The sequence below is a fragment of the Cellulophaga sp. BC115SP genome (assembly GCF_009905545.1).
GTDB classification, from domain to species: domain Bacteria; phylum Bacteroidota; class Bacteroidia; order Cytophagales; family Spirosomataceae; genus Flectobacillus; species Flectobacillus rivi.
This window is the reverse complement of the sequence record NZ_JAAALB010000015.1, coordinates 96302-115855: the sequence shown is the minus strand read 5'-3', so window position 1 is coordinate 115855 and position 19554 is coordinate 96302. Positions and strand designations below refer to the sequence as shown.

Genomic DNA, 19554 nt, shown 5'->3' with positions numbered 1-19554 from the left:
TACCTTTGTTTACGAATTAAGCTTCAAAATACGGGGCAAATCATTGGTATTTCATTGTTAATGATTCAAAAATAGGTAAACAATCATGCAGAATAAGATTTTATCGATGTTGAATATAAATTCCTAATAGCAGAAAATATACATTCACAATTCATAATTCAGCATTATCACCTAATCATCCAACCACATATAAGTTTAATATGAAAAAAATCCTTTTACTCTTGCTTCTTATATCTGGAAAGATGTTGGGGCAGGAAACAGATATTCGTTCGTGGACGGGAGTGTCATTAGAGAAAAAGCTAAATAAACATATTAGTTTGAATGCCAATTTACAGGTTCGAACAACGGATAATTTTACAGCGGTTGGTTCTTACGTAGGAGAGTTTGGATTAGGATATAAAATCAATAAACACTGGGAGGTTTCGGCTTATTATCGATTTTCGAAAAGACAAAAATGGGATAAAAGCGAAGATGCCTATATCTATAAACCTTTTCATCGGTTTTATGCCAATATTGATTATGATAGAAAAATCTCCATTTTCAAATTGAGTTACCGACTTCGTTATCAAGACCAATTTAAGGATACAGATACAGGGTTGGAAGAAACAAAGAGTTATTTAAGAAACAAAATTGAGTTAGCCTATCCAAATAAAACAAGGTTTACACCGTCTATTTCGGCAGACTTTTTTTACAAAATTGGAGAGGACTTTGACCAAATAAGATATAAGGCAGGCGTTGATTATACCATAAACAAACGCAATAGTGTGGGACTCACATTTTTTAGAGACTATGCTCTCGTGCCTACCGACCTCGATGTTTATACCATTGGGTTAACTTACAAGTTAAAATTGTAGTAAACGGACTATACGTGATTAGCAAAAAGTTTGTGCGAGCAATGTCTCTGGCACAAACTTTTTCTTTTATAGGTCGGTCAACATAATCATGAGTTTTTCTAGCTCCTTGGTAGCGTTGCCATAGTTAGAATCATATTTATTAAAGATGATAGAAAAACAGTACAACTCACCATTAGAAGCCGTAAAATAGCCTCCATACGCTCTTACGCCTTCAATAGAACCACTTTTGGCATGGATATTTCCAGCAGCTTTACTTTTCTTGGCAAGGTTGGCAACCGTGCCCGATACCCCAACTACTGGAATAGACTCATAATAAGAATTGAAGCTTTTTTCGGTAGTCATAATTGACAGAACATCGGTCATAATATCGGTAGTAACGGCATTGCTTGGAGATAAGCCACTGCCATCTTTCATTTTCAATCCTTGCATATTCAACCCTTTGGCTCGCCAAATTTGTTCAAAACCTTTTACCGCATCGCTCGTGCCATTTCCCATATTGAGCAGAACCGAAGGTGTTTTCAAAAAAGCCTCAGCATACAGGTTGATGCTTTGATAATTACAAGCTTTCACTAATTCTTTTAAACTAGGAGAGTTTTGTGTAGCAATAGTCATCGTACCATTGGGTTTGCTATGTGTTAAATAACGTTTGTCTAATTCCAATGTAGAGGTTGGTCCTTCCTGAATTTGAATACCCAACTCCTCACATTTTTTGCCCAATGCAAAAGCCATATAAAAGGCAGGGTCAGGAATAGATCCTTTTACTGAAAAACTGTTGCCTTGAGGCACAAAACCTTCCATCAATACCGCATCTTGATAGGGCGTAGAATAAATCATGACTTGGTCGCCCGTACCAGCTCGGTCTGTTAGGACTTTGTTGATTTTGGTTAAATAAGGTAAATCAGGGGCAGTTTTGACGAATCCTGCCGATTCCATATAACCTTTTGGTTGAAAGGTCACCCAAAATAGGTTTTCATTGATATTCAATCCATAACAGCCTGCACCATAATAATTACCCATATCGCCCCAAATCCAAGTGCTAGGAATCACGTTGGCGTTGAAGAAACTCGCATCTCCCATGATTCTGCCATTGATTTTTTTGATACCCAAAGCTTTTACTTTACTTGCCCATGCATCTAATAGTTGTTTGTAATCTGGCTGATTTTTGAATCTCCAACTACCCAGTGAAGGGTCGCCATTGCCTTTGATGTAGACGTTGCCATTCAGTACACTGTCGACAATACTTCCACTATATTCCAAGGTGGTTTGGTACATAAAAGAATCACCCAAAGTCATTAAGGCAGTTGCTGTAGAAAGCAACTTCATCGTGGAGGCAGGAGCAAGGCTTTTTTTAGCTTGAAAAGAAATAACGTTTTTCCCCGTTTTGGCAGATTTTACACTCATTCCAACCATACCTGTCTGTAAAAAAGGGGAGTTACTCAAACTATCCAATCTGCGATTGACTTGGGTTTGCCATTTGAGCGTTAGACTATCAGAGCTTTGTAAAGGTAATAACCAATGAGTTAGTAGTAAGGCAAGTAGTTTCATAAATCAAGGGTAAGGGTGGTTCAAGTAATCACAGAGGAGAGTGGAGTCTCCTCTGTAAAAATAAATGCTAAATTGAGAGCTATGATACAATTGTGGATTGGGGATTTCTGATTTCGGAAATATGCCTTTATTAAATACAAAATAGGATTCAAAAAAATATGTTACACTTCCGCAATCCCCAATCCGCTATCTGAAATAGATGGCTTCTCATAATACTTTAAGCACCACTAATTCACGACTCAAAATTCAACATTATTACTTCAATATCTCAACTTCTATCGCACTGCTGTTGTACACTTTGTGAGTAGCTTTGATAAAATCTGAAGCATCTGCTTTGTAGATATTGTCAACGAATTTTTGAGGATTAATATCAAACAAAGGGAAAACTGTAGATTGTACCTGAATCATGATTTTATGACCTTTTTTGAAAGTATGCAATACATCTTGCAAACGGAAAGTCACATCAGTAATTTGGTTAGGAACTAATGGCTCTGGTTTTGAGAAACTATTTCTGAAACGGCTACGCATAATCTCACTTCTCACCATTTGTTGGTAGCCTGCCAGAGTAATATGTTTAGGAGTAAATGGCGTATTCTGCTCATCGCCAGGATATACATCCACCAACTTCACAAACCAGTCAGCATCCGTGCCAGTTGTGGCCACTTTGAGTTTTGCTAAAATCTCGCCACCTAATGTAACATCTTCTGTCAAAATATCTGTTTCAAAAGTCAATACGTCTGTTCTACGACCTGCAAAACGTTGGTCTTCGCTCATGTACGCACGCGGGGTAAAACCAAAAAGTTGCTTGTTGTCTTCTGTGTATGGCACAGGTTTATTTGGGTCAGACACAAATTCAGAATACCCGTCTGAAGTGATTTTGTCAGTCAGTTTTCCAGAATTACTCAAGTAGAAATTCACTTTCTGAGCTGTTTTTGCAGGCCATTCTTTAAATTCTTGCCATTGTTTTTTACCCGTGTCAAACAAATACGCTTCTGGCAAATCTGATTTACCATCGCCTGCACCTTTCAAGAAATGCTTGAAGAATTTCAACTCAATATTTCTTTGGAAAAATGTAGCTACACTATCCCCAAAATATACATTTGAGTGCATGTGATGACCTCTTTCTCTAGCCCAATCACCATGTCCGAATGGACCCATTACGATGGTATTGTAGATGTTCTGGTTGTTTTTTTCTACGTTTTTATAAATTGTCAAAGGTCCGTACAAATCTTCAGCATCATACCAGCCACCAACAACCATGATCGCAGGAGCGTTTTTGATGTTTTTCAGATGAGGAATGATACTACGCTTTTGCCAAAACTCATCATAGTTTGGATGGTCTACGTGCTCTTGCCAGAAAAAGTTATCCTTGTAATTTGCCCCAAGATTTTTTAAAGGTGTTTGAGTTCTGTACCAATCAAATCCGTCCTGTGTATTTCTTTTTGGAAACAAATTATCGTACCAAGATTCGGTGGTTGGTTTTGGATGCTGAACACCAAACACAGGGAACGTCAATCCATAACCAATCGTAAATGCCCCGTTGTGATGGAAATCATCAAAGAAGAAATCTGAAACTGGCGCTTGTGGTGAAGAAGCCTTAAGCGCTGGGTGACCACAAAGAGCACCTGCAATAGTGTAAAAACCTGGGTAGGAGATACCATATTGCCCTACACGACCATTGTTGTTAGGAATATTCTTGACCAACCAATCAATCGTATCATAGGTATCCGAAGCCTCATCTACGTCTGTTTTGGCTTTTTTGTTGGCAATATGAGGTGTCATATTGGTCCAAGTCCCCTCTGACATCCAACGACCACGTACATCTTGCTCTACAAAAATGAATTTTTCACGCATCATGTGGCGAGAATAATATAGCATTTGTGGATAGTCATCTTTGCCGTAAGGAGCTACATCATAACAAGTACGTTGCATGACGATAGGATACTTATTGTTTGCAGAAGCATCTTTGGGAACATATACATTGGTGAAAAGCTTAACGCCATCACGCATGGAGATTTGGTATTGGTATTTCACATAGTTTTCACGCACAAAAGCCGAGTCTTGTTGAGCAACGGACAATGATTGTGCTGAAATTTTAGTCATACCTACCAACAAGCTCAATAAAAGGAAGAGTTTTTTCATGCTTTAGGAGTGTTGATTCAGATTTGTTTTTTGTTAAAATTAAAACAAAGAATCGGTTTTCATGAGAAGACAATGTGTTTTTTAGCTGAAATAAGCTTGAATGATAGATTAACAATCAAATAAAAAAGCGTCACAAATTGGTATAAAATCCATATTGGAAGTTTAGACCAGCTTGTGACGCTTAGCATAATCCATATTAGAGATGGGTTTTTAATTCTTCAAAACACCAAAAGTTATAAATGAAGGATAAGCTTTTTGGTGATACACTTTTTGTGTGGCTTTTTGATAATCACTTTCTTTTGCTTCGAAAATATTTATAAATTTCTGAGGATTTCTATCAGCCCAAGGAAAACATGAACTCTGAATTTGCACCATTATTTTATGACCCTTTTTGAACGTATGTAATACATCTTGAAGCTCTAATTTTACTTCCGTTGGTTTACCTGGGACAAATGCTTCTGGTTTTGTAAAGTCGTTGCGATACTTTCCTCTAATAATCTCACTACGAATCAGTTGTTGGTAACCACCATATACCACATCAGGATGCGCTGGGTCATTGGGTGTATCGTTTGGATATACGTCAATAACTTTAACTACCCAGTCGGCATCAGTTCCTGATGTTGAAACCTTCAGATTTGCTAGGATATTACCCACCATTGTCAAATCGTCTTTGAGCGTATCGGTTTCAAAACTAATCACATCTGGACGCTGATAGGCAAATCGTTGGTCTTCCACCATGTATTCAGCAGAAAAGCCATCATTGATTTTTCCAGAAAATGGCACAGGACGACTAGGGTCAGATATATAGCTAGTTACGCCGTTTTCGTTTTGAGGTTTCGTAAAACCTAATTTTCCACCATTTTGTAAATACAAGACCGTTTCTTGTGCATTTTTTGCAGGATATGTATCAAAGCTTTTCCATTGATTACTACCTGTTTCGAACAATGTAGCCTCAGCTAAACTCAAAGGTAAAGATTCGTCTATAAGGTAATGATTGAAGAAAGGGCTTTCAATTTTTTCCTGATAATATAAAGACGTTTTTGACCCAAATTCAACATCTGCCAATGATTGTCCTGAAGCACCTGCCCATCCTCCATGAACCCAAGGACCCACCACAAAGCGAATATCATTGTTAGGAGATTGTTTCTCCATGGCTTGATAAGTCTTGAATGTTCCGTACAAATCTTGCTCATCATACCAACCTCCAACTACCAATACGGCATGTTTGATATTCTGTAAATGGGGCAAAATATTACGTTTTTGCCAATGCTCATCAAAATTAGGGTGGTCAAAATTTTCATGAAAGTACTCATTACGCTTTTTGTAATATTGATCTTCTGCATTACGAGTCGGACCCATTTTCAGGTAAAAATCATAACCATCTGGACTGTCAAACGAGAAATAGGGTGCAGGACGATTTTTAGTCGGTTGTGTTTGGGCTTGGAAAAAGTTATAAAAACCAAAATTAGCTCCCAGCATAAAAGCGCCTAAATGAAAGGCATCATCACGCCACAAATCTGCCATTGGCGCTTGTGGTGAGGAGGCCTTTAAGGCAGGATGTTGCGAAACCGAACCAGCCGAAGTAAAAAAGCCTGGGTAGGAGATACCCCATTGACCAACTTTGCCATTATTGCTTGGAATATTTTTGGTTAACCAGTCGATGGTATCATACGTATCCGTGGATTCATCAATATCTTTCTCTGACAATTTTTTATCAAGATGTGGCGTCATTTCAATAAATTTTCCTTCCGAAGCCCAACGACCACGTACATCTTGATAAACCACAATATAATTTTCACGAATCATAAACGGATTAGGTCCTATTCTCTTTTTGTATTTGTCAGTACCATAAGGATTGCAAGAATAGGGTGTTCTTTGCATGATAATAGGGTGCAGCTTTGATTTGTCTTTGGGTGCATACACCTGTGTGAAAAGCTGAACACCATCACGCATTTTGACCATGAATTCAGATTTGACGTAATTATTTCGAATATACGCCGAATCCTGAGCAACAGAGTATTGATAGGTTGATTGTGCTTTTACAAAAAAAGATAAAAAGCAAAAGAGGTAGATAAGTGAATTTCTCATAAGCATATCATTAAGTAGCGTTACAAAGTATTTTTCAAAGTTAGGAGAAAAAGAGAAAAGGCACAAAGTTGAACAAGGATAGAGGCTTACAGTGAGTAAATGGTCAAGAGAGGTGTCAAAACCATTTTTTCTATCTGTAAAAAGCCATAACATTCACAGAAATCAGCAATGCTCAACTTTTGAAGTTTGTCTATTTCTTGACAAAATAAACTAGTCACTTTGTGCCTAATCCCTCAATACCTGATCCCTCATCTATATTTTTTACCATAATTTATCCAAAACAGGTCGAAAGCTACGTACGATTCCGTAATTTTGCACCCGAAGTTGTCCCGAGTACGCCGTATGTACCAAAAAACAATCTATTAGGACAGCCTCAAATGCTGAAAATGAACGAAGTATTAAGAATTGCGGTCCAAAAATCGGGTCGCCTTAGTGAAGATTCACTAAATCTTTTCAAGGAGTGCGGAATCAAATTTGATAATGGTGCTGGTAAATTAAAAGCGACATCTTCAAACTTTCCCGCAGAATTTTTGTTTCTCAGAGACGACGATATTCCTGGTTATGTAGAAGATGGAGTAGCGGATATCGGAATTGTTGGACAAAACGTTCATGTCGAAACAAGCAAGCATGTAAACGAAGTTAAATTACTTGGATTCTCAAAATGTCGCCTTTCAATTGCAATTCCTCGCAGCGAAACTTATGGCAGCGTAAAAGAGTTAGAAGGCAAAAGTATTGCTACTTCTTATCCAGTGATTTTAGGTAACTTCTTGAAAGATAATGGTGTAACTGCCCATATTCATGAAATATCTGGTTCAGTAGAAATCGCTCCAAGTATTGGATTGGCACATGCTGTTTGTGATATTGTAAGCTCAGGAGGTACTTTGTTGAGTAATGGATTGAAAGAGGTGGAAGTTATTTTCCGTTCGGAAGCCATTATGATCGGCTATCCAAACCTTTCGCCAGAAAAACAAAACATTCTGAATCAAATCTTGTTTAGAATAGACTCAGTACAACGTGCTAAAAACCGCAAATATGTTGTGCTAAATACCAAACAAGAAAATATTGCTTTGATTCGCCAATTGCTTCCAGGTATGAAAGCCCCTTCAATTTTGCCATTAGCAGACGAAGGTTGGGTGTCGATGCATTCAGTAATTGAGGAGCAGGATTTTTGGCAAAATATCGAAAAACTTCGTGATGCAGGTGCTGAAGGGATTTTGGTATTGCCAATCGAGAAAATGATTTTTTAATAATTGCTTTCAGCAAATGACATTTCGAGATTTGAAAATAATCTCAATGGGTTCAAAATTTCCCAAGCCGAATGCCAAAGGCTGAATGCAAAAAGTATTCCTTTTGCATGAAAATTATAAAATATCCATCACCATCCGAATACCAAGCGATTCTTACTCGCCCAGTACAGGATATGTCAGTGATTGAACAAAGAGTCATCCCTATTCTTGAAAAAGTAAAGAAGGAAGGTGACAAGGCACTTTTTGAATTGGCATTACAATTTGATAAAGTAACATTAGAAACGCTTGAAATGGATGCTTCAAAATTAGAAGCAGCAGCAGGATTATTGAGCGAAGAGCTTAAAACTGCTATTCATGCAGCGTATCAAAATATTTATAAATTCCACGAAGCGCAGAAACAAGCTCCTGAAAAAATCGAAACTACCACTGGTGTTACTTGTTGGCGCAAGTCGGTTGGTATCGAAAAAGTTGGAGTATATATTCCCGGAGGAACAGCACCATTATTTTCTACGGTGTTGATGCTTGGTGTACCTGCGCAAATAGCTGGTTGCAAAGAAGTAGTCTTATGTACACCTTCTGATCACCCTGCGATTTTGTATGCGGCTAAACTTTGCGGTATTTCTAAAATCTTCCGAGTTGGTGGCGCGCAAGCAGTTGCTGCTATGGCTTATGGAACAGAATCTATTCCTCAGGTTTATAAAATTTTTGGACCAGGTAATCAATATGTTACCGCAGCCAAAATGTTGGTAAACAAAGAAGGTGTAGCCATCGATATGCCTGCTGGTCCCTCAGAGGTAGCAGTTTGGGCAGACAATTCGGCTAACCCTGCTTTTGTAGCGGCTGATTTATTATCACAAGCAGAGCATGGTATCGACTCACAAGTTTTGTTGGTATCCACTTCAGAGGAAATAATAGAGGCTGTAAACCAAGAATTAGAAAAACAATTGGCGGTATTACCTCGTGCAGAGTTTGCAGCTAAAGCTTTAGAAAACAGTCAAGCAGTATTAGTTGAAAATCAAGATATTGCGATTGATATGCTCAACCAGTACGCTGCCGAGCACTTGATTATGTCTGTCGAAAATGCAGAAGAATTATCTGAGCAAATCTTTAATGCAGGTTCTATTTTCTTAGGAAATTACACACCAGAATCAGCAGGAGATTATGCTTCAGGAACCAACCATACTTTGCCAACCAACGGTTTTGCTAAAGCCTATTCAGGGGTAAGTTTGGACAGCTTCGTCAAAAAAATAACGATTCAGAAAATTACGAAAGAAGGCATTCAACAGTTGGGTAATACCATTATTGAAATGGCCGAAGCCGAATCTTTACGTGCCCATGCCAATGCGGTTCGTGTAAGATTGGCATAATTTTTTGTCATAGAACCAACAAACTAGGTGATAGCTCCTCATTCGGTTGAGATGCGTCACCTTTTGTTGTTAAATGGGGCAGTATTGTCAACAGTCCGTAAACTGAGGCAATCGCTAAAATTTACTTATTTCACTAAATCCAAGAAACAAACTTATGAAATTTGACATACACTCAGTCGTGCGTCCGCACATCTTAAATCTTGCTCCATACTCTTCTGCACGTGATGAATATACAGGTAAAGAAGGTGTTTTTTTAGATGCAAACGAAAATCCAATTGGTTCGGCAACGCCCGAAAACTGGAATCGTTATCCAGATCCCTATCAATTTGCGATTAAGGAAAAATTAGCTCCTATCAAAGGCTGTCGTCCAACACAAATTTTCTTAGGAAACGGTTCTGATGAACCTATCGATTTAATTATTCGATTGACTTGTGAACCAAAAGTTGATAATATTATTATCTTACCACCAACTTACGGAATGTACGAAGTGAGTGCTTCAGTAAATAATGTGGCAATTCAGAAAATACCGCTTACGCCTGATTATCAATTGAACATTGATGCGATTTTGGAGGCGATAAATTCAAAAACAAAATTGATATTTATTTGTTCTCCGAATAATCCAACAGGTAACTTGATTAATCGTGAGGCAATTTTACAAATCATCGAAAACTTCCAACAAGGTATCGTTATTATCGATGAAGCCTATAATGATTTTTCTGATGAGCCGTCATTCATTCCAAGCTTAGACGAATACCCTAACGTGATGGTACTTCAGACTTTTTCAAAAGCTTGGGGATTAGCTTCATTACGCTTAGGAATGGCCTTTGCACAAGAAGAATTAATTACACTTTTGAACAAAATTAAATACCCTTATAATATTAATGGTTTGACGCAAAAGTTATTAATTGAGAATATAGACAATACAGATTTTGTAAAAAAATCGGTAGCTACACTCAACAAAAATAGAGCTCAACTTGAAAAAGAGTTAAGCGAATTGCCAAATGTTGAACATATCTACCCTTCAGATGCGAATTTCTTATTGGTTCGTTTCAAAGAAGCAAAAGCTGTATTTGATTACTTAATTGAGAACAAAACAATCGTTCGTGACCGTTCAAAGGTGATTTTATGTGACAACTGTTTGCGTATCTCCGTCGGAACAAAAGACGAAAATTCCATTTTAATGGGTTATCTTCGTTCTTATGAGGCATAAATCAATTAAATAACAATGTTATGAAAAAATCAGTATTGTTTCTTCTACTCTTGGTAGCATCTGTAGGTGCATTTGCTCAAAACAAAGACTGGGCGATAGGCGGTAAAATTGGAGAACCATCGGGACTAAGTCTACGCAACTACCTAAGAAATGACAAAAATGCTATCGAAATTAATTTTGGAATTTATGGAGGTATCTGGGGCGTAAAAGACAGCTACAAAGATGGTGCATTCAACGGTTCTGGTATTGCTGTAAGCGGATTGTATCTATGGCATAACGAAATGGGAAGCAGTCGATTTAAAAACTACTATGGTTTTGGTGGACAAATCACTTCGAGAAAGTATTTTGTAGATGACACTTTCAACGGAGTTGCCTACAAAAAAGAAATTCCAGCGACAGGATTAGGAGGCGTAGGTTCGGCAGGATTAGAATATTTTTCTCCAGACTCGCCACTTTCTATCTTCATGGAAGTTGGAGCGTATGTAGAGCTAGTACCTTCAGTATTTTATTTCCACCCACAAGCAGGTATAGGAGCAAGACTTAATTTTTAAAAATAGAATTGGTACTTGCAAAAGTATTTTGAAATGATAACTTTGCAGTACCAATTCCAATGGGGATGTAGCTCAGTTGGCTAGAGTGCTTGACTGGCAGTCAAGAGGTCGTGGGTTCGAGCCCCATCTTCTCCACTTTGATTTTAAGGCATTTGCAAGTTTTTGTAGATGCCTTTTTAGTTTTTATCCTCCCAATATCTCGTCCATATATTAATTTTAACCTTGTCAATATCCAAATACCTTCTGATCTAGCTATTGTAATAAAGCGTTGTTGTTCATACTTCTGTGTAAGAGCATCAAGTTTCCATTTATTCTTGGCTTGTATTAATAAATTATTCATTAGATATTATCAAACCCTATAACAAACATCTTTTAATATGATTGATATTCAAGTAATTATTCACAATTGTGAGCAGCAGGTTTGTCCTGTGCATGGAAAAAATCCTAAGGTAACTTATGAGGAGGATAACTTGGAGATTACAGCCTGTTGTGAAGATTTTAAAGTGAGCATTAAAGAAATGTTTAACGAAGAACTTAGACAGGCGTTAGTTGAATATCTTCTAGTGAAACCTATGAGAGAGCGCAACAAAACATCCTAAATTTAAATATTTTACAAATTGACTTTGTTTTTTATAAAGGACAATAAAGATAGTTATCACCAAAACCTTAAAATTAATGTCAGGAAAACATTCTTTTACGTTAACATTATACAACAATGTCACAGAGAAAGAGGGAGTAAATTACCTAATAGAAAATCATACAGGCTTCTTCAAAATGGACTTACCAGCCAAAAAGAAAATTCTGGATTTGCTACAGATTGAACATCGTTTCCTTCAATCCTTTGATATGATATACATCCCAGATTTTGTTGGGAAGGAGATTAATGGAGATAAAATAGAGACCTATTTGGAAGATATGGTACTGGTTGAACTAAAGACAACCAAGAAATATTTACCCAATAATCCCAAAGGTTTCTTTTTTGGCGCCACGGAGAACGAATTTAATTTTGGAGAAATATTGGGAGAAAAATTTAGATTTTGCTTTGTGAGCTTACATGAAAAAGGCTCTTCCTTCGCTTTACTAACTATTAAGGAACTAGAACTCATTATTCGAAATAAGAGAATACAGTATCAAATTAACTTATAGCTGAACACGCTAAACTTGATAGTAAATCATAAATATTAGCTCCCCAAATCAATCAAATGTATGCATACGCTCTCCCCAACCAAGGATAGACGTTCTTTTTAATTCTGTAGTTTTGAAAAACTTTTTCATGCTTTGAGTAAAGTATTACCTATTCTGAGCTTTATTGTTTCGGGCATAAGCCTCTAACATTTTAAAACTTTATGTCATGAAATCCCAATTTATTAAAAACTACAGTCTTCTTTTATTCCTTTGCTGCTTGTTAGGTTTTACGAGTATGGCACAAAAAGCCTCTCAAGCTATTTCAAGACCTCTTTTGTTGAAGCAATTCAAACAAAATTTTTCCGATGCACAAAAACAATATCAGTTTTTGGCTCAACATCTTCCCGCTGGTAAATTTCCTAAAACGTATTTTCCCAACACAGACCGCTATGAGTTTAGCAACTCTGATTGGTGGTGTAGTGGCTTTTACCCTGGCTCTTTGCTTTATATTTATGAACAAACCAAAGACCAAGCTACGTATCAGGAAGCAGAACGTATTTTGAAAGACCTAGAAAAGGAAAAGTATAATACCACTACCCACGATTTGGGTTTTATGATGTTTTGTAGTTTTGGTAATGCTAATCGTATTGCTCCAAAACCAGCATATAAAGAAATTTTGCTGACTTCTGCCAAGTCTCTTGCTACTCGTTTTAACCCAAAAGTAGGCTGTATTAAATCATGGGATTCAAAGCCTGATGATTTTTTGGTGATTATCGACAATATGATGAACCTAGAATTGTTGTTTTGGGCAACCGAAGTAACGGGAGATTCTAGCTATTATAAGATTGCGGTAACCCATGCGAATACAACGATGAAACACCATTTCCGTCCTGATTATAGTTCATATCATGTGATTAATTATGACGCTAACACTGGTGAGGTAAAACAGAAGAAAACGGCACAAGGATTTGCCAATGAATCGGCTTGGGCACGTGGTCAGGCTTGGGGTTTGTATGGATATACAGTAATGTATCGCGTGACTAAAAATCCGATTTACTTAGAACAGGCAAATAAGATTGCTAATTTTTATTTAAACAATCCAAACCTTCCAGCAGATAAAATTCCTTTTTGGGACTTCAATGCGCCAAATCAACCAGAAGCCTTGCGTGATGCTTCAGCAGCTTCAGTTGTAGCTTCGGCACTATTGGAATTACAAGGATATGTAAAGGCTCCTTTGGCTAAAACTTATGTGTCTTCAGCGGAGAAAATGCTTTGGAGTTTATCAAACGCTCCATACAAAGCTGCTTATGGCAAAAATGGTGGCTTTCTCATCAAGCATTGTGTTGGTCATATTCCTCAAAATACAGAAGTGGATGTGCCTTTAACGTATGCAGATTACTATTTCTTGGAAGCTATGAAGCGCTATCAAGAATTGAAAAAATAAGAATTATCAAAGTAAGATCTCTCTCAATTTGGTTCAAGGCTTAGATAAAATGCTTTGAGCCAAATTGATTTTTCACATTACAAACCTATGAAAAAACTTATCCTTGCCTCTCTTATGGCTTGTGCTTTAAGCTATCAAGCTACCGCACAGAAAACGAAAAAGAAAAAAGAAATGGCTATCGAAGTGCCTGCGCTTACTACACGTGAGATATGGCTCGCACATCTCGATCAGTTGTCACGACCTGTCTTGCAAAGTTTAGCAAATGATAGCCTCAAAATTAAAATGCCTGTCGAGTTATCTGTTCATATAGATAACAAAGCAAGCCGTTCGCAAGTGGCGTATCTCGAAGCTTTCGGTCGTTTGTTATGTGGTATAGCGCCATGGCTCAATGCTGAAGGTGGTAATCCCGCTGAGGTTGCGCTAAGAGATACTTACAGACAATGGGCTGTAAAAGCTGTTGCTAATGCCGTAAATCCTCAGGCAAAAGATTATATGAAATTCGAGGGGGCTGGGCAGCCTTTGGTCGATGCGGCATTTTTGGCTTTGGCTTTTGTGCGCTCTCCTTGGCTTTGGGAGCATTTGGATGCTACAACTAAGCAAAATGTGGTAAACTCTTTTGTGAAAACAAGAGATATAAAACCTGGTTTTAGTAACTGGATATTATTTTCAGGTATGATTGAAGCCTTTTTCTGTAAATATGGCTATTCATGGGATATACTTCGTATAGAGTATTGTTATCGCCAGTTTGAACAATGGTATTTGGGTGATGGTATCTATGGCGATGGCGAAAAGTTTCATTATGACTACTACAACAGCTATGTTATTCAGCCTTTTCTGGTAAATATTCATCAAGTGGTAAGTGCAAAAAATCCTTCTTTTAATTGGGCTGGGAAAAAAATTATGGAGCGTGCACAACGTTACGCACATATTCAGGAAAAATTAGTGAACCCCGATGGTACATTTCCTGCCATAGGCAGGTCGTTGGTATATAGAGGAGGTGCTTTCCATCATTTAGCTGATATGGCTCTGGTTCATAATCTTCCAAAGGAAATTAGTGTTGCGCAAACTCGTGAAGCTTTAACGGCAATTTTAAAGAAAACAACAGAATCAAAATCAACTTTTGACGAAAAAGGTTGGTTAAAAATCGGATTTTATGGCGCTCAACCCGAAATCGCAGATTCATATATCACAACGGGAAGTTTATATTTATGTTCTTTTATTCTGCTTCCATTAGGCTTGCCAGAAACGGACGAGTTTTGGAGTTCAAGCCCACAACCTTGGACATCACAACGAATTTGGCAAGGATTGCCAGTTCCACCAGATCATGCCATTGATTAAATGACTTTTAGTGCTTCAATCAGATAATTTTAATTGAAATTTCACCCAATAAATCCTTTTATATAATGGCTTGAGTATAATTGTGTGTAATTGACACTTATCACTACAAGTCAATCTCTAAAAGTTATGTAATCCCTTTAATAAACAAACCATGAAATTATTCAAATCTCTTCTAGGAATTGGTCTGTGCTTGTCAATAGCAGAAGCTACTGTCGCACAAACCACTCGAAATTATAATCCAATTATTCCTGACTTAGTTGCAGACCCAAGTATTGTGAAATTTGGAGATACTTTTTATTGTTATGCCACCACAGATGGTTATGATAAAGGTTTGGCAACTTCGGGTCCTCCAGTCCTTTGGCAATCTAAAGATTTGGTGAATTGGTCTTTTGACGGAATATTCTTTCCATCGGCAGCCAAGCAACTTTTTTGGGCTCCAAGTTATGCCCAAAAAGTAGGAAATGATTATTTCTTTTACCCTACAGTAAACACTCATATTTATGTAGCAAAAGCTTCTTCGCCGAAGGGACCTTTCAAATTAGTAGGAGAAGATACTTTCGAAAAAGGTAAAGCTCCAGCTCCGCTTGTACTAATGGATGGTCCTAAAAAGACCAAAGGGATTGATGCTGAAATCTTTATCGATGATGATAAAACACCATATTTGTTTTGGGCACAACGTGGGGCTGCTAAGTTAAAGCCTAATATGACCGAATTGGATGGCGATATTCAGGTGATTCAAACTAAGAGAAATGGCTACTCTGAAGGACCAATCTTTTTTAAACGAAAAGGTATTTACTATTATATGTACACCTTGAGTGGTCATGAGCATTATGCCTATGCGTATCAATACAGCAAGGTGTCTCCTTTTGGTCCTTACGAATTCCCTAAGGAAGAAATTATCGCTAAAACTGATACTACTGAAAAAATCTATGGTCCTGGACACGGTAATGTTTTTAATATCGGCGACGATTATTATTTCACTTATCTCGAATTTGGTCGCTCAGGTACCAATCGTCAGGTTTGGATTAATAAAATGGAGTTTAATGAAGATGGTACTATCAAACCCGTAAAATTGACGAATAAAGGTGTAAATCCATTGAATGTAAAAGATAAAGGATTGAAAATTGAGGAAACAAGTGCTTCTTCAACTAAGCCAGAATACAAAGTGCCACATATTTATGATGCAACACTCAAACGCACCGAATACTACAATCCTGCCAACGCAACGGATTGGTCAAATGGTACTCGTTGGATGGCAGAAGCCAATGACTCTTTAGCCACTTTTACGGCAAAACTTTCTAAATCACAAACCATTAAGAAAGTAGAGACATACTTTGTGAAACCAACTGCTGGTCATGCATACATTTTGGAAGGCTCGCAAGATGGTAAAACTTGGGTAAAATGTGGAGGACATGATGATATTCAAATCAAATCCCCACATACAGATATTTTGAACAAGAAATTTCAATATCTAAGAATTAAGTTCTTGAAAGGAGTTGCGGGTATTTGGGAATTTAAAGTCCAGTAATTCCTCGCATCGTGAATATTTAATAAAACCTCGGCTCTTTTGGGTTGAGGTTTTTCTATTTTGAGATAGGGATATTTGAGTAATCGGTAGGAACAAAAGAACTTTTCTTTCTTTTTGTTATCAAAAAGGATAAAATCGAAATGAAAGTACTGCTTTGCTAAATTGAAATATTATTTGGGAAATTTGTAAAATAAGCAAACCAATACGAGGCTTAACCAAAGAAGATAAAATGGAAAAAGAGCTGAATGTGCTCAATAGGGGAGTTTTATGAAGTTCTAAAGGCTATAAAAACAAAAAAAGCAGACTCAGTAAGACTGCTTTTTTGAATTACACTTCATCAACAAACTAAAAACCAAATAAAACTACTTTTTTATATTCGTAGTCAATCTGATAATCTGGGAATAAAGGTAATCAGGAAATTTTATTTTGCCAAATCGTATATCCCCAAAATTTCAGATAATTGCTGTAGGAGAAGGACTCGAACCTCCACGGCGTAGTTAGGTATAGTACAAAATCTGGTGGTCAACCCCAGTCTATCTTGCGATAGGCATTATACTAACTTTATCCCGTAATCACCACCCCCGAGACAGGAGGGCACGTCTGCCAAATTTCATCACCCTACATTGTGTGTGTCGTTGTTCTTTTAACTTGACAATGCAAAGTTAACAGGTGTTCTGATATTTTGCAAATATTTTAGAAAAAAATGTTAAAATTTATAGTATTTTCAAAAATTCACTATTTTTGTTAACGAATCGTTAAAAATGATAATTCTCAAAGCCTCATTTTTTGCGAAATTGTTAATAAAAACTTTAGACTGTATTAATACCTATGGAAAAAGTACCAGGAATTGACCAAGTTGATTTAAAAATATTAGGGCTTTTGATGAGCGATGCTACTATGCCCTATACTGAAATTGCTAAAAAAATCCATGTTTCGAGTGGTACAGTCCATGTTCGGATGGCAAAAATGGAAGAAATGGGAATTGTTAAAGGTTCTCAATTGATTGTTGACCATACTAGGCTTGGTTGGGATATTTCGGCTTTTCTAGGTATTTATCTGGATAAAAGTTCGCTGTATGCTGAGGTAGCAGACCAACTTATGCAGATTCCCGAAGTGGTAAGTATTAATTACACCACAGGTATCTATTCTATTTTTGCCAAAATTGTTTGTCGCGATACCGTTCACCTAAGAGAAGTACTGCACGATAAAATACAAAAAGTGGCAGGAATTCAGAGAACTGAAACATTTATATCATTGGAGGAGTCTGTAAATCGTTCGGTTCCGTTTGCTAATCCGACTTAAAAGGAGTGTTTAGGTGGTCTTTTCTTCAAAAATTAGGAATAATTAGGGGACATCTTAGAAAAATTCTAAACAACAGAACTTTTCTTGCGCTTTTTGGTTTATTTTTGTAGACCAATTATTTCAGTGAATGAATTCAAAGGTCAATAATTAGTTGAAAAGCTAACAAAAATCATTTTTTAGAATGATTTTTTAACATGCTTTAAAATTACTTCATTGTCTAGCACAAAATCACTGATATACCAATTGCTGTAACAGATTAAATACAATGGCAAAAGAAGAAATAGACATTCTCGAAGAAATCACCTCCTCTGAGTATAAATATGGTTTCGAAAGTCACTTCGAAACAGATGAAGTACCTGCAGGTTTGAATGAAGACGTTATCCGTCAAATCTCGGCTAAGAAAGACGAGCCAGAATGGATGTTGGAATGGCGTTTGAGCGCATACCGTACTTGGTTGGATATGCAAGAACCAGAATGGGCTAATGTTGACTATAAAAAAGTTGACTACCAAGCAATCAAATATTATTCAGCTCCAAAACAAACGAAAGTTGTTAATTCATTGGATGAAATTGATCCTGAGTTACGTCGTACTTTCGAGAAATTAGGTATCTCTCTTGATGAGCAGAAGCGCCTTTCTGGAGTTGCGGTAGATGCTGTAATTGACTCCGTTTCAGTTGCTACTACATTTAAAAAGACTTTGGCTGAAAAAGGTATTATTTTTAGTTCAATGTCTGAAGCAATTAAAGAACATCCTGAATTAATCAAAAAATACTTGGGTTCAGTTGTTCCCGTAAAAGATAACTTCTTTTCGGCATTGAACGCTGCGGTATTCTCTGATGGTTCATTCTGTTATATTCCAAAAGGAGTAAGATGTCCAATGGAATTATCTACGTATTTCCGTATCAATGCGGCTGGTACTGGACAGTTCGAACGTACTTTGATTGTTGCTGACGAATCTTCTTACGTAAGTTACCTAGAAGGTTGTACTGCTCCAATGCGTGATGAAAATCAATTGCACGCAGCTGTAGTAGAAATCGTAGCACATGAAAATGCAGAAGTTAAGTACTCAACAGTTCAAAACTGGTATCCTGGTGATAAGGATGGTAAAGGGGGTATTTATAACTTCGTAACAAAACGTGGTATTTGTGATGGTGCTAACTCAAAAATCTCTTGGACTCAAGTAGAAACAGGTTCGGCAATTACTTGGAAATACCCTTCTGTGATTTTGAAAGGTGATAACTCTATCGGTGAGTTTTATTCTGTAGCTGTTACTAATAATATGCAACAGGCAGATACAGGTACGAAAATGGTACATATTGGTAAAAATACTAAGTCACGTATCGTTTCTAAAGGTATTTCTGCTGGCCGTTCTCAAAACTCTTACAGAGGTTTAGTTGAAGTGATGAAACGTGCCGAAAATGCTCGTAACTTCTCGCAATGTGACTCATTATTGATGGGTGACCGTTGTGGTGCTCATACTTTCCCGTACATTGAAGTAAAAAATAACACTGCCACTGTAGAGCACGAAGCGACTACTTCGAAGATTGGTGAAGATCAAATTTTCTATTGTAATCAACGTGGTATTTCTACAGAAGCAGCTATTGCTTTGATTGTGAATGGATATGCTAAAGAAGTCTTGAATCAATTACCAATGGAATTTGCAGTAGAGGCACAAAAACTTCTCGCTATCTCATTGGAAGGTTCAGTAGGTTAATGAATCGAGTTTTATTCTGATAGATATAAAAACAGCTTCTATTTTCGATAGAAGCTGTTTTTGTTTGTATCGTCGTGTATTAAATTTATCTTCACATTC

15 protein-coding genes and 1 tRNA gene are annotated in these 19554 nt (G+C 37.2%); 13 read left to right on the top strand and 3 right to left on the bottom strand.

What is annotated here, in order from left to right; translation table 11 throughout:
* The first annotated feature begins 200 nt into the window (after positions 1–200).
* Positions 201–854, top strand: coding sequence for a DUF2490 domain-containing protein (locus GVN22_RS13360; RefSeq protein WP_166551525.1), 654 nt, complete (start codon positions 201–203; stop codon positions 852–854).
* Between the two features lie 66 nt (positions 855–920).
* Here GVN22_RS13360 and dacB read toward each other — a convergent pair whose 3' ends face one another.
* The 3 genes from dacB to GVN22_RS13345 all read right to left on the bottom strand — a co-directional run bounded on the left by dacB (position 921) and on the right by GVN22_RS13345 (position 6629).
* On the bottom strand, positions 921–2399 hold the full coding sequence (gene dacB, locus GVN22_RS13355; protein WP_166551524.1) for a D-alanyl-D-alanine carboxypeptidase/D-alanyl-D-alanine-endopeptidase: 1479 nt from the start codon (positions 2397–2399) through the stop codon (positions 921–923).
* Between the two features lie 255 nt (positions 2400–2654).
* Positions 2655–4541 (bottom strand): CocE/NonD family hydrolase, encoded by a 1887-nt coding sequence (locus GVN22_RS13350; protein ID WP_166551523.1) that lies wholly within the window; start codon positions 4539–4541, stop codon positions 2655–2657.
* A gap of 210 nt (positions 4542–4751) precedes the next feature.
* Entirely contained in the window at positions 4752–6629 is a 1878-nt protein-coding gene (locus GVN22_RS13345; protein ID WP_166551522.1) for a CocE/NonD family hydrolase, read from the bottom strand.
* 386 nt (positions 6630–7015) lie between these two features.
* Between GVN22_RS13345 and hisG the strand changes: the two genes are divergently transcribed.
* The 12 genes from hisG to sufB all read left to right on the top strand — a co-directional run bounded on the left by hisG (position 7016) and on the right by sufB (position 19455).
* Positions 7016–7876, top strand: coding sequence for an ATP phosphoribosyltransferase (gene hisG, locus GVN22_RS13340; RefSeq protein ID WP_166551521.1), 861 nt, complete (start codon positions 7016–7018; stop codon positions 7874–7876).
* A 107-nt stretch (positions 7877–7983) separates the two neighbouring features.
* Entirely contained in the window at positions 7984–9243 is a 1260-nt protein-coding gene (hisD, locus tag GVN22_RS13335; RefSeq protein WP_166551520.1) for a histidinol dehydrogenase, read from the top strand.
* A gap of 154 nt (positions 9244–9397) precedes the next feature.
* Complete coding sequence (gene hisC / locus GVN22_RS13330) at positions 9398–10453, top strand: histidinol-phosphate transaminase (RefSeq protein ID WP_166551519.1); 1056 nt, start codon at positions 9398–9400, stop codon at positions 10451–10453.
* Positions 10454–10473: 20 nt separating this feature from the next.
* Positions 10474–11004 (top strand): hypothetical protein, encoded by a 531-nt coding sequence (locus GVN22_RS13325; RefSeq protein ID WP_166551518.1) that lies wholly within the window; start codon positions 10474–10476, stop codon positions 11002–11004.
* Between the two features lie 61 nt (positions 11005–11065).
* Positions 11066–11139 (top strand) — tRNA-Ala (locus tag GVN22_RS13320).
* Between the two features lie 242 nt (positions 11140–11381).
* Positions 11382–11603, top strand: a complete 222-nt coding sequence (locus tag GVN22_RS13315; RefSeq protein ID WP_166551517.1) for a hypothetical protein — start codon at positions 11382–11384, stop codon at positions 11601–11603.
* 76 nt (positions 11604–11679) lie between these two features.
* Positions 11680–12150 carry a hypothetical protein gene (locus tag GVN22_RS13310; RefSeq protein WP_166551516.1) on the top strand — a complete coding sequence of 157 codons (471 nt, stop codon included), beginning with the start codon at positions 11680–11682 and terminating at the stop codon, positions 12148–12150.
* A 205-nt stretch (positions 12151–12355) separates the two neighbouring features.
* Positions 12356–13573, top strand: a complete 1218-nt coding sequence (locus GVN22_RS13305; RefSeq protein WP_166551515.1) for a glycoside hydrolase family 88 protein — start codon at positions 12356–12358, stop codon at positions 13571–13573.
* 87 nt (positions 13574–13660) lie between these two features.
* Entirely contained in the window at positions 13661–14911 is a 1251-nt protein-coding gene (locus tag GVN22_RS13300) for a DUF2264 domain-containing protein (RefSeq protein WP_166551514.1), read from the top strand.
* 151 nt (positions 14912–15062) lie between these two features.
* A complete protein-coding gene (locus GVN22_RS13295; RefSeq protein WP_166551513.1) occupies positions 15063–16439 on the top strand; it encodes a family 43 glycosylhydrolase in 1377 nt (458 codons plus the stop codon).
* Positions 16440–17267: 828 nt separating this feature from the next.
* Entirely contained in the window at positions 17268–17741 is a 474-nt protein-coding gene (locus tag GVN22_RS13290; RefSeq protein WP_166551512.1) for an Lrp/AsnC ligand binding domain-containing protein, read from the top strand.
* 265 nt (positions 17742–18006) lie between these two features.
* The gene (sufB, locus tag GVN22_RS13285) at positions 18007–19455 is read left to right on the top strand and encodes a Fe-S cluster assembly protein SufB (protein WP_166551511.1); all 1449 of its coding nucleotides are present in this window, start codon (positions 18007–18009) and stop codon (positions 19453–19455) included.
* Positions 19456–19554 lie beyond the last annotated feature (99 nt).